The organism is Microbacterium sp. JAI119 (assembly GCF_013410135.1).
GTDB lineage: Bacteria > Actinomycetota > Actinomycetes > Actinomycetales > Microbacteriaceae > Microbacterium > Microbacterium oxydans.
This window is the reverse complement of the sequence record NZ_JACCCK010000005.1, coordinates 121372-136385: the sequence shown is the minus strand read 5'-3', so window position 1 is coordinate 136385 and position 15014 is coordinate 121372. Positions and strand designations below refer to the sequence as shown.

Below are 15014 nucleotides of genomic sequence, written 5' to 3'. Positions count from 1 at the left end.
CTGAGAGGGCGTCCCGACGAGCCGTGGCCCGTCGGGACGCGACCCGATTACGACAGTACCAGCAGGCCGTTCGTCTGCTGACGGGCGACCTCGAGGCGCTGGGCGACGTTCTCCCAGTTGGCGATGTTCCACGCGGCCTTGACGTAGTCGGCCTTCACGTTGAGGTAGTCGAGGTAGAAGGCGTGCTCCCACATGTCGAGCTGGAACAGCGGGATGGTGCCCTGCGCCGTGTTCGACTGCTGGTCGAAGAGCTGCTGGATGATGAGGCGCGAGCCGATCGAGTCCCAGCTGAGCACCGCCCAGCCGGAGCCCTGGATTCCGGTGGCCGCGGCGGTGAAGTGCGCCTGGAACTTCTCGAACGAGCCGAAGTACTCATCGATCGCGGCCTTCAGCTCGCCCTCGGGCTGACCTCCGCCGTTCGGCGACAGGTTGGTCCAGAAGATCGAGTGGTTGACGTGACCGCCGAGGTTGAAGGCGAGGTCCTTCTCGAGCTTGTTCACGTTCGCGAGGTTGCCGCTCTCGCGAGCCTCGGCGAGCTGCTCGAGAGCGGTGTTCGCGCCGGCGACGTAGGTCGCGTGGTGCTTGTCATGGTGCAGCTCCATGATCTTGCCGCTGATGTGCGGCTCGAGGGCTGCGAAGTCGTAGGGAAGGTCGGGGAGCGTGTAGGTCGCCATATCGCTTTCATCCAATCCGCGCCGCGCCGCGGCGCTTGCCGATCCTCCGCGCCGCCGATGTGCGGCGTAGAGCGGACGTGATTCATCCTACTGACGACAACGCGGCCACGGCCCCGATCCTTCCGCCGTATGACGAAGACCCGCCGTCCGGATGCCGGACGACGGGCCTTGGTCGAGGATGCGGATCAGACGTCGAGTCCGACGGGGACGGCGGCTTCCGTTCCGGGAATGCCCTCCTGCTGCGCGCGCTTGTCCGCCATCGCCAGCAGGCGACGGATGCGACCGGCGACGGCGTCCTTCGTCAGTGGCGGGTCGGCATGGTGTCCCAGCTCGTCGAGGCTGGCATCACGGTGCGCGAGACGAAGCTCGCCCGCCACCTTCAGATGATCGGGGACCTCGTCGGCCAGGATCTCGAGGGCACGCTCGACACGCGCGCACGCGGCAACGGCGGCCTGTGCGGAACGGCGCAGGTTCGCGTCGTCGAAGTTCACCAGACGGTTGACGCCGGCCCTGACCTCGCGGCGCTGGCGGAGCTCCTCCCAGGCGATCGCGGTCTTCTGCGCTCCCATCTCGTTCAGGATGGTGCGGATGGCCTCGCCTTCGCGCACGACCACGCGCGGCATACCGCGCACCTCACGGGCCTTCGCGGCCACCCCGAGTCGATGCGCGGCGCCGACGAGAGCCATGGCCGCCTCCGAGGACGGGCAGACGACCTCGAGCATGGCGGAGCGTCCTGGCTCGCTCAGGCTGCCGGCCGCGAGGAACGCGCCGCGCCACAAGCCGGCGACCTCGGCCCGGGAACCGGTGGTGAGCCGGTTGGGAAGCCCACGGACGGGCCGTCGACGCTGATCGAGCAGACCCGTCTGACGGGCCAGGGTCTCCCCCTGCGCGATCACCCGCACAGCCCAGCGTGCACCGTCGTTCGCGGTGCTCGACTGCACCTGGGCGATCTCCGGGCGCACGCCGTAGATCTCAGCGAGGTCGCGGGCGACGCGTCGTGCGAGAGTCTCGGCATCCACCTCGGCCTCCACGGCCACACGGCCGGCGATCGAATGCAGACCACCGGCGAACCGGAGTATGGCGGTCACTTCCGCGACTCGCACCGTCGGGGGTGCGTTGCGGATGCTGACCAGCTCGGCCTTGACGTCGGTGGTTAGTGCCACGACACTCCTTCACGTTCACGCGCCGGATCGCGACGCAAACGTCCAGCTTACTCGGCCGGACGGCCCGCTACTCTCGGCCCAGGTCCCGGTGACGGACGTTCACGGCCACTCCGGGGATCGCAGCGAGGCGGCGCGCCAGCTCTTCCGACATCGCCACGGAACGGTGCTTCCCGCCGGTGCAGCCGATAGCGATCGTCGAGTGGCTCTTGTTCTCGCGCTGGTATCCCTCGAGCACGGGCACCAGCGCCTTCGAATAGGAGTCCAGGAACTCCATCGCGCCTTCGCGGGAGAGGACGTACTCGCGCACGGGCTCGTCCTGTCCCGTCTGACCGCGCAGCTCCTCGTTCCAGAACGGGTTCGGCAGGAATCGCATGTCTGCCACGATGTCGACGTCGGTCGGAAGCCCGTACTTGAATCCGAAGCTCAGCAACGTGACCCGATGCCGCGCCTCGCCCTCTGCCGAGAAGATGTCGGAGACGTGCGTGGCGAGCTGGTGGATGTTGAGCATCGAGGTGTCGATCACCAGGTCCGCGCCTTCGCGGATCGGGGCGAGGCGCTCACGCTCGGTACGGATGCCGTCGAGCAGAGTCCCCTCCCCCTGCAACGGATGCGGTCTGCGCACGGACTCGAATCGACGCACCAGCACGTCGTCCGACGCGTCGAGGAACAGCACGCGGACGGAGCCACGGGAACGCAGCGCACGCGCCACACCGGGGAAGTCGTCGAAGAGGTTGCGTCCACGGACGTCCACGACGGCGGCGACCTTGGGCAGCGCCGTGCCACCCATGTCGGTCAGATCGAGCAGAGGACGCAGGATCTGCGGGGGCAGATTGTCGACCACGTACCAGCCGAGGTCCTCGAGTGCGTTCGCCACCGTCGTCCGACCCGCGCCGGACATTCCCGTGACGATGAGGAACTCGCCCTTTTCCCCGTCAGACATCGCTCAGTGCTCCCTCTCCCCCTCGACCTCCAGCCTAGCGAGTGGAGAGGTGCGTGTGGATGTTCTGGGCGAGCACGGGACCGATCCCCTGGACCTCTTCGATCTGCCCCGGTTCTGCCGCGCGAAGAGCGGTGACCGAGCCGAAGTGCTTGAGCAGCACCTTGATGCGCGCGGCACCCAGCCCGGGAACCTCGGCGAGGACGGAGCCGATGTCGTTCCGCCGTTTCTTGCGCTGATGCGTGATCGCGAACCGGTGTGCCTCGTCGCGAAGCCGCTGCAACAGGTAGAGGGCTTCGCTCGTGCGCGGCAGGATCACCGGGAAGTCCTCGCCGGGAAGCCAGACTTCTTCGAGTCGCTTCGCTATGCCGCACACCGCGATCTCGGTGTGTCCCGCATCACGGAGCGCCCTGGCCGCCGCTTCGACCTGAGGCTGTCCGCCGTCGACGAGAAGCAGCTGCGGTGGATACGCGAAGCGGGGCTTCCGACGTGCTGTCGCCTCGCCGACGTCTTCCCCGACGACCTCGTCTGTCGTCGGGTCGATGGCCTCCGGCTCTTCGGGTCGGTCGAGGTAGGCCAAGCGACGACGGAGCACCTGATACATCGAGTCGGTGTCATCCGTGGTCTCGGCGATGTTGAACGAGCGGTACTGGTCCTTGCGGGGAAGGCCGTCCTCGAACACCACCATCGAGGCGACGACATTCGTGCCGCCGAGGTGCGAGATGTCGAAGCACTCGATCCGCAGCGGCGCTTCGTCCATCCCGAGCGCCTCCTGCAGGTCAGTGAGAGCCTGCGTGCGGGCGACGTAGTCGGTCGTGCGCCGTGTCTTGTGACGGATCAACGCCTGCTGTGCGTTCAAGGTCGCCGTGCGCATGAGATCTGCGCGTTGGCCGCGTTGCGCCACCGCGATCTCGACCTTCTTACCGCGGCGTTCACGCAGCCACAGCTCGAGCTCCGCGGCGTCGTCGGGCAGCGTGGGCACCAGGATACGCCGCGGCACGTCCTGCGCTTCGCCGTAGGCCTGCTGGAGAACCTGCTCGACGAGTTCGCCGCTGGAGATGTCGATCTCCTTCTCGATCGTCAGAGCACGCACACCACGGACCCTGCCGCCGCGGATGACGAAGTGCTGCACCGCCGCCGCCAACTCGTCCTCGGCGATGCCGAACAGGTCGGCGTCCTCATCACTGGGGAGCACGAGTGCACTCTTGCCCAGCACAGCTTCGATGGCCGAGAGCTTGTCCCGATACTTGGCTGCGGCCTCGTAGTCCATCGCCGCCGACGCGGCCAGCATCCGCTTCGTGAGCTCGCGCGTGAAGCGCTCATCACCACCGGCCATGAAGGCGACGAAGTCGTCGACCATGGCACGGTGCTCCTCGATGCTCACCGTCATCGAGCACGGACCACCGCACTTGCCGATCTGGCCGGGGAAGCACGGCCTGCCCGTCTGCATGGCGCGACGGTAGCTGGAGTCACTGCAGGTGCGGATCGGGAACGCCTTGATCATCAGGTCGATCGTCTCGTGCACGGCCCACACCTTCGGGAAAGGGCCGAAGTAGCGAGCGCCGGGGATCTTCCGGTTGCGCGTAACGATCACACGCGGTGCTTCGTCTGCGAGCGTGACAGCCATGAAGGGATAGGACTTGTCGTCCTTGTACCGCACGTTGAAGGGCGGATCGAACTCCTTGATCCACATGTACTCGAGCTGGAGCGAGTCGACATCGGTCGGGACCACCGTCCACTCGACGGACGACGCCGTCGTGACCATGCGTCGGGTCCGCTCGTGCAGGGTCCGCAGCGGCGCGAAGTAGTTCGACAGCCGCTGCCGGAGGTTCTTCGCCTTCCCCACGTAGAGCACGCGACCGGCCGAGTCGCGGAACCGGTACACGCCGGGGTCGGTGGGTATCTCTCCGGCCCGCGGCTTGTACGGCAACACGTCGGCCATCAGCTGGCCTTCCGCGCGGAGCGCCCCTCACCCAGGATCTCGGCGAGGAAGAGACCGGTGTGGCTCTCCTCGACGCGCGCGATCTGCTCCGGGGTACCCGTGGCGACGATCTGTCCGCCGCCCGAACCGCCCTCAGGGCCGAGATCGATCACCCAGTCCGCGGACTTGATCACGTCGAGGTTGTGCTCGATCACGATGACCGTGTTGCCCTTGTCGACCAGTCCGTTGAGCACTTCGAGGAGCTTGCGGACGTCTTCGAAGTGCAGACCCGTCGTCGGCTCGTCGAGCACGTAGATGCTGCGTCCATTGCTGCGTCGCTGGAGCTCGGTCGCGAGCTTGACGCGCTGCGCCTCACCACCGGACAGGGTCGTCGCCGACTGGCCGAGTCGCACGTACCCGAGCCCGACGTCGACGAGCGTCTTCATGTAGCGGTGGATCGCCTGGATCGGCTCGAAGAACTCGGCTGCCTCCTCGATCGGCATCTCGAGCACCTCGGCGATGTTCTTGCCCTTGTAGTGCACGGCGAGCGTGTCGCGGTTGTAGCGCTTGCCGTGGCAGACCTCGCAGTCGACGTACACGTCGGGCAGGAAGTTCATCTCGATCTTGATCGTGCCGTCGCCTGAGCAGGCCTCGCACCGGCCGCCCTTGACGTTGAAGCTGAAGCGTCCGGGCTGGTAACCGCGGACCTTCGCTTCGGGCGTCTCGCTGAACAGGGTGCGGATGCGGTCGAACACTCCCGTGTACGTGGCCGGGTTCGACCTCGGGGTGCGACCGATCGGGGCCTGATCGACGTGCACGACCTTGTCGAGGTTGTCGAGTCCGGTGACCCGCGTGTGCTTGCCGGGGACGGTTCTCGCACCGTTCAGCCGCGACGCCAGCACCTGGTACAGGATGTCGTTGACGAGAGACGACTTCCCGGAGCCGCTGACCCCGGTGACTGCGGTGAGGACGCCGAGCGGGAAGTCTGCGGTGACATTGCGGAGGTTGTTCGCCCGAGCGCCCACGACGCTCAGCATCCGCTTCTTGTCGATCTTCCTGCGCTTCTTCGGCATGGGGATCTCACGACGGCCGGACAGGTACTCCCCGGTCATGGATTCCGTGTCGGCGAGCAGGGCGGAGTACGGTCCGGAATGGACCACCGCACCGCCGTTGACGCCCGCGCCGGGGCCGATGTCGACGACCCAGTCCGCTGCTTCGATCGTCTCTTCGTCGTGCTCCACCACGATCAGCGTGTTGCCGAGGTCGCGCAGCGTGAGCAGCGTCTCGATCAGACGGCGGTTGTCGCGCTGATGCAGACCGATCGACGGCTCGTCCAGGACATAGAGGACTCCGGTCAGTCCGGAGCCGATCTGCGTCGCGAGACGGATGCGCTGCGCCTCACCACCGGACAGCGACCCCGCCGAGCGGCTGAGGTTGAGGTAGGACAGACCCACCTGCAGCAGGAAATCGAGACGAAGGCGGATCTCACGCAGCACCTGAGCCGCGATCTTGGCTTCACGCTCGGTGAGTGTGAGCGTCTCCATGAAGGCACGCGCGTCGGCCAGGCTCAGGTGCGAGACCTCGGCGATCGAGTGCCCGTGCACCTGCACCGCGAGGACCTCGGGCTTGAGCCTGTCGCCGTCGCACACGGGGCACGGCACCTCGCGGAGGTACTCGCCCCAGCGGTTGCGCTGGTTGTCCGATTCGGCCTGCAGGTACTGGCGCTCGATGTAGGGCACCACACCCTCGAAGCCCGAGGTGTAGCGCATCTCGCGACCGTAGCGGTTCTTCCACTTCACGGAGACCTTGTAGTTCTCGCCACGCAGCACAGCGTTCTGCACATCGGAATGCAGTTCACGCCACGGAGTGTCCAACGAGAAGTCGAGGTCGTTCGACAGTCCCTCGAGCAGCCGCTCGTAGTACTGGAACAGCCCCTTGCCCTGCGTGGTCCACGGGATGATGACGCCCTCGCGGATCGACAGGTCTTCGTCACCGAGCATCAGGTCGACGTCGACGGACATGCGCGTGCCGAGGCCGGAGCATGCGGGACAGGCTCCGAACGGCGCGTTGAACGAGAACGTGCGCGGTTCGATCTCGGTGAGCGTGAGAGCGTGGCCGTTCGGACAGGCGAGCTTCTCGGAGAAGGTCTGCCAGGCGTCGTCGCCCTCGCCGTCGACGTAGTTGATCTGCACCACACCGCCGGCGAGTCCCAGCGCAGTCTCGACCGAGTCGGTCACGCGTCCGAGGATGTCGTCGGATGCGACCAGGCGGTCGACCACCACGGCGATGTCGTGCTTGTAGCTCTTCTTGAGCGTGGGAGGCTCGGCCAGCTGGATGAGGTCGCCGTCGACGATCGCGCGTGAGTACCCCTTCGCGCCCAGTTCCCGGAAAAGGTCGACGAACTCGCCCTTCTTCTGCGAGACGATCGGCGCGACCACCTGATACCGCGTGCGCTCGGGGAGCTCCATGAGCTGATCCGCGATCTGCTGCACCGTCTGACGCTGGATCCGCTCGCCGCACTCAGGGCAGTGCGGGATGCCGATGCGCGCCCAGAGCAGTCGCATGTAGTCGTAGATCTCGGTGATCGTGCCGACCGTGGACCGCGGGTTGCGGTTGGTCGACTTCTGGTCGATCGAGACGGCGGGGCTCAGCCCTTCGATGAAATCGACGTCGGGCCGATCGACCTGACCGAGGAACTGGCGCGCGTACGCGCTCAGCGATTCGACATAGCGGCGCTGCCCCTCGGCGAAGATCGTGTCGAACGCGAGGCTGGACTTTCCCGATCCGGACAGACCGGTGAACACGACGAGCGAGTCGCGGGGAATGTCGATGTCGACGTTCTTGAGATTGTGGACGCGGGCACCGCGGACACTGAGTTTTCCGGGGGAGGCAACGGGGACGATGGGCACCGGACAAGTCTACGAGGGGCCACGGACATTGGCTCCGTCGTGCCGCACCGCGATGCTCTCCCCCTCCACCCGTTCGGACTCTCGGGGGTGAGCGTCCGCTCTCCGGGCGGCGTGCAGGGCCAGCAGAACTCCGACGGCGAGCGCCGCGGCGGCGAGCGGTGCGAGCGGGGTGAGGCCGTGCACGACATCCGAAGGCGCGAGCAGCCACACGCCGAACACGACGGGCTGCGCCAGCAGCTGGATGACGAGGAGACGCGCGAGACTCGACCCCAGAACGGGAAGCGCGACACGCGAGGAGATCGGGATCACCAGGCTCAACGATCCGAGCACGTGGATCGCATGCACGAGCAGCACTGCCAGAGCGGTGCGCCCCGGATCCGGGTCCGTCAGGAGAATGCCGAACACGAGGCATGCGGCTGCCAGCCAGGCGGCCAGGGAACGTTGGAGCACGACGGCGAGCGCTGCGGCGATCACGGCGACGCCCTGCCACAACGGGAAGGGGACGAGCACGAGCGCCCCTCCCCACGCGATACCCACCACCAGCAGTCGGACGACGACCCCCGGAACGGCCGCCCGCACCCGGAACGATCGGAGTCGGCGCCTCACCTCCGTACCATCCGCATCCGTTGCTGGCGAAGAGCCGCGAGCCTCATCGCGACGTCGGCATCGGAATCCGTCCATCTGACGACCTCGACGCCGGCGTGCTCGAGCTCGACGAGGATGTCGGAGCGCTCCGCCAGCAGGGTGCGCAACGCGATGCGCTGTTCACGCGTGAGTCGGCTCTCCTCCGGTGCAGGGAGGACGTCGACGGCCACCACGGCGTGGCCTGACGCCCGCCAGCGAGTGACCAGCTGAGCGGCGGCGCCGTCGAAGAACGTCGAGAGCACGAAGATGATGGAACCCGGCGGCACGACCGGCGACCGGCGATACCGGGGGTCGCCCTCACTCTGACCCGTCGCCGCGATCACGTCGCGAAGGCGGGCGAGGTGACGCGGGCCGCCGCCGGCGGGAAGGCTCCGGCCGCCGGGCGACAGTGCGTGGTACGACACGCGATCGCCGACGCCGATCGCAGCGGTCGCGATCGACAGCGCGGCTTCGCGGGCGTGGTCCAGGGAGGTGACACCCGATCGGTCGGCGTCGTCCGTTCCCCAGGATGCGACGACCGTTCCCAGGTCCTCTGCGGTGTCGATCGCGATCACCACCGATGAGTCGCTGAGGGCGGCGGTGCGTCGCACGAGCAGGTCGCCGGGTCGACGGGCGGCGCGCGCGGTCGCCCGCCAGTCGACACGACGCAGCTCGTCACCGGGGGCGAACGGATGGATGTCTCGGAAATCGCCGCCCTGTCCGGGCCGAGACCCCTCGTGGGCGCCGTGCAGGCCCGTGAGCCGTGGCGCGACCGGCAGCTGCCCGATGCGCTCCTGCCTCGGTGGCGTGTGCCACTCCAGCGCGACGCGGGGTGCCGGCTCCGACACCCAGGCGCCGTCGAGAGCCACTCCTCGGGCCGTCACGCCGAGGAGCTCGACAGGACCAGAGTGCTGCAGCCGGTTGCGCGATGTCAGGATGGAGCGCCCCGGCAACACGTCGGCGACCCCGGACCGCCGTTCCTCCTGGTCGACCGCGACCTGGAGCCAGCCGGTGTCGAGGTCGGCGCCCACCGCCCCCACCACATCCGACGAAGGGGCGGAACCCTCCGGCCGTGCCCGCAGCTCGATCGACAGCACGCCGTCGTGGGGACGGCGCAGCAGTACCCACACCGTCGCCAGTGCGAGCGGGAGACCGATACCGACCACATCGGGCCGAGAGAACACGAGGCCGGCGGCTGCGACGATCGCGGAACCCGCGAGTCCTATCGCGATCACAGGCGTCCGACTCCAGCGCACATGCGAGCGCGCCGTGACGCGGACCGACTCTGTCACCGTACCGCAGCCACTGTCGGAGGAACCGGAGTCACGTCGACCACCGTCGCGACGACGGAACGAGGATCCACTCCCTGGGCCCAGGCCTGCGGCGTCAGCGTGAGTCGGTGAGCGAGGACGGACCCCGCGATGCGCTTGATGTCGTCCGGTCGGACGTAGTCGCGATCATCCAGGGCGGCGAGCGCTCGGCCGAGCAGGACGAGAGCCTGTGATCCCCGAGGAGAGGCGCCGACGGCGACGTGCGCCGCGTCCCGGGTGGCCCTCGTCAGCTCGACGCAGTACCTCGCGACATCGGCATCGACGTGGATCCGTTCGACCGCCGCCTGGATCGCGAGGAGCCCTGCTCCGTCGACGACGGACTCGACGGAGGCATCCGGGCTCTGCCGTCTCACGCGGTCGAGGATGATGCGGGTCTCGTCCTCCGGCACGGGGTAGCCGACCGCGAGCCGCACCATGAAGCGGTCGAGCTGCGCCTCGGGAAGCGTGTACGTTCCCTCGTACTCGATGGGATTCGACGTGGCGATCACATGGAAGGGACGCGGCAGGGCGAAGCTGTTGCCCTCGACCGTCACCTGACGCTCCGCCATCGCCTCCAGCATCGCCGACTGCGTCTTCGGCGTAGTGCGGTTCACCTCGTCGGCAAGGAGCAATCCGGTGAAGATCGGCCCCGGCCGGAACACGAACTCGCCGGTGGCCGGTGCGTAGACGTAGGAGCCCGTGACATCCCCGGGAAGCATGTCAGGGGTGCACTGCAGACGTCGGAAGTCGAGGCCGAGCGCCGAAGCCAGGCTCCGCGCGGCGAGTGTCTTGCCGAGGCCCGGGACGTCTTCGAACAGCACATGGCCGCCAGCGAGGATCGCGGCGAGGGCGATCGTGAGAGGCTCGTCCATCCCGACGACGGCTCCACGGACGCTGTCGAGCACCCGACGCCCGGTCTCGGCGATCTGCGTGGTCTCCTGGCTGGTCATCCGGGCTCCTCCATGTCGTTGGGGATTCTGTCGATCGCATCGAGCACCATCTCGATGTCGGTGCGCTGCACTTCGCGACGGTGCAGGGCGTCCCGCACCCCCTCGCCGAGGAGTGCGTCGATGCGTGCGTGCTGTGCGGGGTCCTCGAGGTCGAGACCGTGCAGGGCGAGGCGTCTTCGCAGCACCGCCTGCACGCGACGCACGACGACGTGGCCGGCGACCCCCGTGCGGGTGTTGATCGCCCATGCCATGCGGGAGACCTCAGAGCCGTGCGAACTGCGGCTCGGCGCTTCCGGAGGCCACTCGGGTCCGACCTCGATGAACTCCTGACGACAGGCGAAGACCACCGCGAGGGCGAGGATCATCCAGGCGAGCACGAACGGCTCGGGGAACCCCAGCTGTCCGAGCAGGAGGAGGACGCCCGCGGCGCCGATGACACCGACGCTCACGACGAGGACCTGTCTCTTCATCGCCACCCCTCCTGGATGCCGCGAAGACACTCGGCAGCTCGGGCACGATCGTCTTCGTTGGCATCGTGACCGCCGAAGCGGACGCGTTCGTAGAGGCCCAGCAGGGTGACGACGTCGTCGGTGATCCCGGCGCGTCTGCCGATGATGCGCACGGTGAACTCTGAGGGCGTCTCGTTGACACCGCGCCCCGCACCGGCATCCGCCGCGGATTCCTCCAGCCCCACCCACGCCGCGATGATGCTGTCGCCGGGTCGGGACCGGTCATCGACCGTCCGCAGCGCCTCCGCGATGCCGCGCCGGATCGTCGCCTCGTCCGGGTCGCCCCCGGCTGCAGGCACTGCGACGACGTGTGCATCCAAGGCCGACGCCGTTCGGCGCGCGAGAGGACGGTCGCGCCAGAGGCCGACGAGGTAGCGGATCAGGAGGCGGGCGCCGAAGAACACCATCGCGAGCACGGCGGCGAGGACGAGCGCGGCGAGGACGTATCCGATGATCGCGAGCAGCGGAGAGTCCTCCGGTGGATCCATCGGAGGGGGTGCGGTCTCCGCCGGCGCCGTCGGCCCCGTGCCCTCGCCGGCCCGTGGTTCGGCATCGGCGAGCCATCCCCCGAACTGCGGAAGCCCCTGCGCCGCTGCAGCGAACATGATCGTCGCGAAGAAGCCGGCGATCGCGACGAGCGGAAGCAGCAGCATCCGTGGGCGATTCGACCTGGCAGTCTCATGCACCGGGACCGAGGGCTCGGAGCGGGACATGCCCCCACCCTAGGGGCTGCGTCTCCCCCGGACCGCCATCACCTCCGGCAGAGCCGGACGCCGACGACAGGTCAGCCGAGGTCGGGACGGCGCCCGGCGAACGGGCCCAGACCGTCGCGGAGCGCCGCGATCTCGTCGATTCCCATACCGACCGCGGCCATCACCTGGTGCGGAACCTCCACCGCGCGCTCGCGTAGCGCAGCGCCCGCCGACGTCAGAGTGATCTCGAGTCGCCGCTCGTCCTCGGTGCTTCGCTGACGCGCGACCAGCCCGTCCGCCTCGAGCCTCTTCACCAGCGGGGATGCGGTCGCGGGCTCCATGGCCAGGTCGACGGCCAGGTCATTCAGCGTGCGAGGAGCTCGTTCCCAGAGCGCCAGCATGACGAGGTACTGCGGGTGCGTCAGGCCGAGTGGCTCGAGGATCGGTCGATACAGGGCGACGACGTTGCGCGCCGCTGTCACCAGGGCGAAGCAGAGCTGGTTCTCGAGCCGGAGCAGGTCGTCGGTGGGGGTCACAAGGGAGACTATACATCTGCACTAATAGTTAGTACACTAATCAACATGGCACAGGACTCCGACCGCCCGCCCCTCCGCACTCGCATCCGCGAAGCAGGAGGACTGTACTCCTGGGTGAACACGAACCTCATCCGGTTCGCAGGACCCGCCTCCGTCGGCCCGTACGAGAAGACGCCCCCACCCAGCGCGGCCGAGCGGGCCGAACGCGCCTGCCCTCTCTGCGGGGCTCCGATGACGCAGCACGAGATCGACCGCTCCGGACCCAAGACGCTGGTGCACTGCCCCTAGGGCGAGCGGCCGTCCGCGCCCTGGCACGCGATCGTTGAGAGCGCGGGGATCCGTGTCAGCCCTGCTCCGAGCTCTCCGCCCTCGAAACGGCGGACTCTCGAGCGACATCCAGCCAGAACATGAGCGCTGTGTCGTCTTCGATCGCCGTCTGCGAAACGTCGAGCCACCCCGAACTCATGGTGCGCGCCCCCATCACTGCGCGTGCCGCGCCTGGCTCGGTGAGCAGCGCGGCGCCGTCCTCATCCGCCACACGGACCAGCAGCACTCCCCCAGGACGCGCGCCCACCAGGATGTGCCCGTCGTCGAGGAACGCTCTCGTGCCGAACATGCGCCGCTCTTCGATCTCCGTGTCTGCTCCGAGCAACGCGCGCACACGATCCGCCAGCTCGTTCCCCGCAGCGTCCATCGTTGGTCCCCGCTTACGCGTGTCCGGCGCGCTCCATGGCGCGGAGTTCCTTCTTGAGATCCTGCACCTCGTCGCGCAGACGCCCGGCGAGCTCGAACTTGAGCTCCGCCGCAGCCGCGAGCATCTGGTCGGACAGATCCTGGATGGTGGCCTCGAGCTGCTGCGCGCCCTCGGCGGCGATCCCGGTACGACGCAGGTTGGGCGTCGGCGATTTGCCCTTGCCCGTCGCGCGGCCACGACCCGACAGCATCTCCGCCGTGTCTGCACCTTCACGGGCCAGCACCTCGGTGATGTCAGCGATGCGCTTGCGGAGCGGCTGCGGATCGATGCCGTTCTCCTTGTTGTACGCGACCTGCTTCTCCCGACGTCGGTCGGTCTCCTCGATCGCCTTCGTCATGGAGTCGGTCATCTTGTCGGCATACATGTGCACTTCACCGGACACGTTTCGTGCCGCACGGCCGATGGTCTGGATCAGAGACGTACCCGAGCGCAGGAACCCCTCCTTGTCGGCGTCGAGAATCGCCACAAGGGAGACCTCTGGAAGGTCGAGGCCCTCGCGCAGGAGGTTGATACCCACGAGAACGTCGTACACGCCAGCGCGCAGCTCACTGAGCAGCTCGACGCGGCGCAGCGTGTCGACATCGGAATGCAGGTAGCGGACACGCACACCGTGCTCGCCGAGGAAGTCGGTGAGCTCCTCGGCCATCTTCTTGGTGAGAGTCGTGACAAGCACACGCTCGTCGCGCTCGACCCGCACGCGGATCTCCTCGAGCAGGTCGTCGATCTGCCCCTTCGACGGCTTCACCACGATCTCCGGGTCGACGAGGCCGGTCGGGCGGATGATCTGCTCGACGACGCCGTCGGCGATCCCCATCTCGTACTTCCCGGGAGTGGCCGAGAGGTACACCGTCTGTCCGATGCGGTTCTTGAACTCGTCCCAGCGCAGCGGACGGTTGTCCATCGCGCTCGGAAGACGGAACCCGTGGTCGACCAGCGTCCGCTTGCGGGATGCGTCGCCCTCGTACATCGCGCCGATCTGCGGCACCGTCACGTGCGACTCGTCGATCACGAGCAGGAAGTCGTCGGGGAAGAAGTCGAGCAGCGTGTGCGGAGGCTCGCCCGGCATGCGACCGTCCATGTGACGCGAGTAGTTCTCGATGCCGGAGCAGAAGCCCAGCTGCTGGAGCATCTCCAGGTCGAAGGTCGTGCGCATGCGCAGACGCTGCGCCTCGAGGAGCTTGCCCTGACGTTCGAACTCGGCGAGGCGCTCTTCCAACTCGTGTTCGATCGTGCCGATGGAGCGCTGGATGACGTCGGTACCGGCCACATAGTGCGATGCCGGGAAGATCGGCACGGCGTCGAGCTTCTCGATGACCTCGCCGGTCAGCGGATGCAGCGAGTACAGCGCCTCGATCTCGTCACCGAACAGCTCGATGCGGATGGCGTGCTCTTCGTAGACGGGGATGATCTCGATGGTGTCTCCGCGCACACGGAAGTTGCCCCGCGAGAAGTCGACATCGTTACGGTTGTACTGCATGGCGATGAACTGACGGATGAGCGCATCGCGGTCATAGCGCTCCCCCACCTGGAGGGCGACCATGGCCCGCAGATACTCTTCCGGCGCCCCGAGTCCGTAGATGCAGGACACTGTGGAGACCACGATGACATCGCGTCGGCTCAACAGCGAGTTGGTCGTCGAATGCCGCAGTCGCTCGACTTCGGAGTTGATCGAGGAGTCCTTCTCGATGAAGGTGTCGGTCTGCGGTACGTACGCCTCCGGCTGGTAGTAGTCGTAGTACGAGACGAAGTACTCGACCGCGTTGTTGGGCATGAGCTCGCGGAACTCGTTCGCGAGCTGGGCGGCGAGGGTCTTGTTGTGCGCGAGCACGAGCGTGGGACGCTGGACCTGTTCGACCAACCAGGCCGTCGTGGCGGACTTGCCGGTACCCGTCGCGCCGAGAAGCACCACGTCTGTCTCACCGGCATTGATGCGCGCCGCCAGATCGGCGATGGCCTTCGGCTGGTCTCCGGCCGGCTCATACTCGCTGATGACCTCGAAGGGGCGGACACTGCGCGTGGGTTGCATACCTCCAGC

At 67.6% G+C, this 15014-nt stretch carries 14 protein-coding genes; 1 reads left to right on the top strand and 13 read right to left on the bottom strand.

Annotated elements, in window-relative coordinates:
• Positions 1-47: 47 nt before the first annotated feature.
• The 11 genes from HDC31_RS17860 to HDC31_RS17810 form a co-directional block, all read right to left on the bottom strand.
• Entirely contained in the window at positions 48-674 is a 627-nt protein-coding gene (locus HDC31_RS17860) for a superoxide dismutase (protein ID WP_025105027.1), read from the bottom strand.
• A 185-nt stretch (positions 675-859) separates the two neighbouring features.
• Positions 860-1837: a DNA-binding protein WhiA gene (gene whiA / locus HDC31_RS17855; protein ID WP_017830285.1), complete on the bottom strand. Its 978-nt coding sequence runs from the start codon at positions 1835-1837 to the stop codon at positions 860-862.
• A gap of 67 nt (positions 1838-1904) precedes the next feature.
• Positions 1905-2777: an RNase adapter RapZ gene (gene rapZ, locus HDC31_RS17850; RefSeq protein WP_046749271.1), complete on the bottom strand. Its 873-nt coding sequence runs from the start codon at positions 2775-2777 to the stop codon at positions 1905-1907.
• 34 nt (positions 2778-2811) lie between these two features.
• Positions 2812-4716, bottom strand: coding sequence for an excinuclease ABC subunit UvrC (gene uvrC / locus HDC31_RS17845; RefSeq protein WP_113680974.1), 1905 nt, complete (start codon positions 4714-4716; stop codon positions 2812-2814).
• Positions 4716-7604, bottom strand: a complete 2889-nt coding sequence (uvrA, locus tag HDC31_RS17840) for an excinuclease ABC subunit UvrA (protein WP_113680975.1) — start codon at positions 7602-7604, stop codon at positions 4716-4718. The genes uvrC and uvrA overlap by 1 nt, the downstream gene beginning before the upstream one ends.
• Before the next feature lie 9 nt (positions 7605-7613).
• Positions 7614-8210, bottom strand: coding sequence for a hypothetical protein (locus HDC31_RS17835; protein WP_147251271.1), 597 nt, complete (start codon positions 8208-8210; stop codon positions 7614-7616).
• Positions 8207-9520, bottom strand: coding sequence for a DUF58 domain-containing protein (locus tag HDC31_RS17830; RefSeq protein ID WP_230977915.1), 1314 nt, complete (start codon positions 9518-9520; stop codon positions 8207-8209). Before HDC31_RS17830 ends, HDC31_RS17835 begins: the two co-directional genes overlap by 4 nt.
• On the bottom strand, positions 9517-10488 hold the full coding sequence (locus HDC31_RS17825) for a MoxR family ATPase (RefSeq protein WP_113680210.1): 972 nt from the start codon (positions 10486-10488) through the stop codon (positions 9517-9519). The genes HDC31_RS17830 and HDC31_RS17825 overlap by 4 nt, the downstream gene beginning before the upstream one ends.
• Positions 10485-10958 (bottom strand): YeaH/YhbH family protein, encoded by a 474-nt coding sequence (locus HDC31_RS17820; protein ID WP_218867903.1) that lies wholly within the window; start codon positions 10956-10958, stop codon positions 10485-10487. Before HDC31_RS17820 ends, HDC31_RS17825 begins: the two co-directional genes overlap by 4 nt.
• On the bottom strand, positions 10955-11710 hold the full coding sequence (locus HDC31_RS17815; protein ID WP_113680212.1) for a DUF4129 domain-containing protein: 756 nt from the start codon (positions 11708-11710) through the stop codon (positions 10955-10957). The genes HDC31_RS17820 and HDC31_RS17815 overlap by 4 nt, the downstream gene beginning before the upstream one ends.
• 71 nt (positions 11711-11781) lie before the next feature.
• Complete coding sequence (locus HDC31_RS17810) at positions 11782-12225, bottom strand: MarR family winged helix-turn-helix transcriptional regulator (RefSeq protein ID WP_058632243.1); 444 nt, start codon at positions 12223-12225, stop codon at positions 11782-11784.
• A 45-nt stretch (positions 12226-12270) separates the two neighbouring features.
• On the opposite strand from HDC31_RS17810, the gene HDC31_RS17805 reads away from it, so the two are divergent.
• Positions 12271-12513, top strand: coding sequence for a hypothetical protein (locus HDC31_RS17805; RefSeq protein ID WP_105724504.1), 243 nt, complete (start codon positions 12271-12273; stop codon positions 12511-12513).
• A gap of 55 nt (positions 12514-12568) precedes the next feature.
• Here HDC31_RS17805 and HDC31_RS17800 read toward each other — a convergent pair whose 3' ends face one another.
• Complete coding sequence (locus tag HDC31_RS17800) at positions 12569-12919, bottom strand: TfoX/Sxy family protein (protein WP_218867902.1); 351 nt, start codon at positions 12917-12919, stop codon at positions 12569-12571.
• Between the two features lie 13 nt (positions 12920-12932).
• Complete coding sequence (gene uvrB / locus HDC31_RS17795; RefSeq protein WP_046749425.1) at positions 12933-15005, bottom strand: excinuclease ABC subunit UvrB; 2073 nt, start codon at positions 15003-15005, stop codon at positions 12933-12935.
• Between the last annotated feature and the right edge of the window lie 9 nt (positions 15006-15014).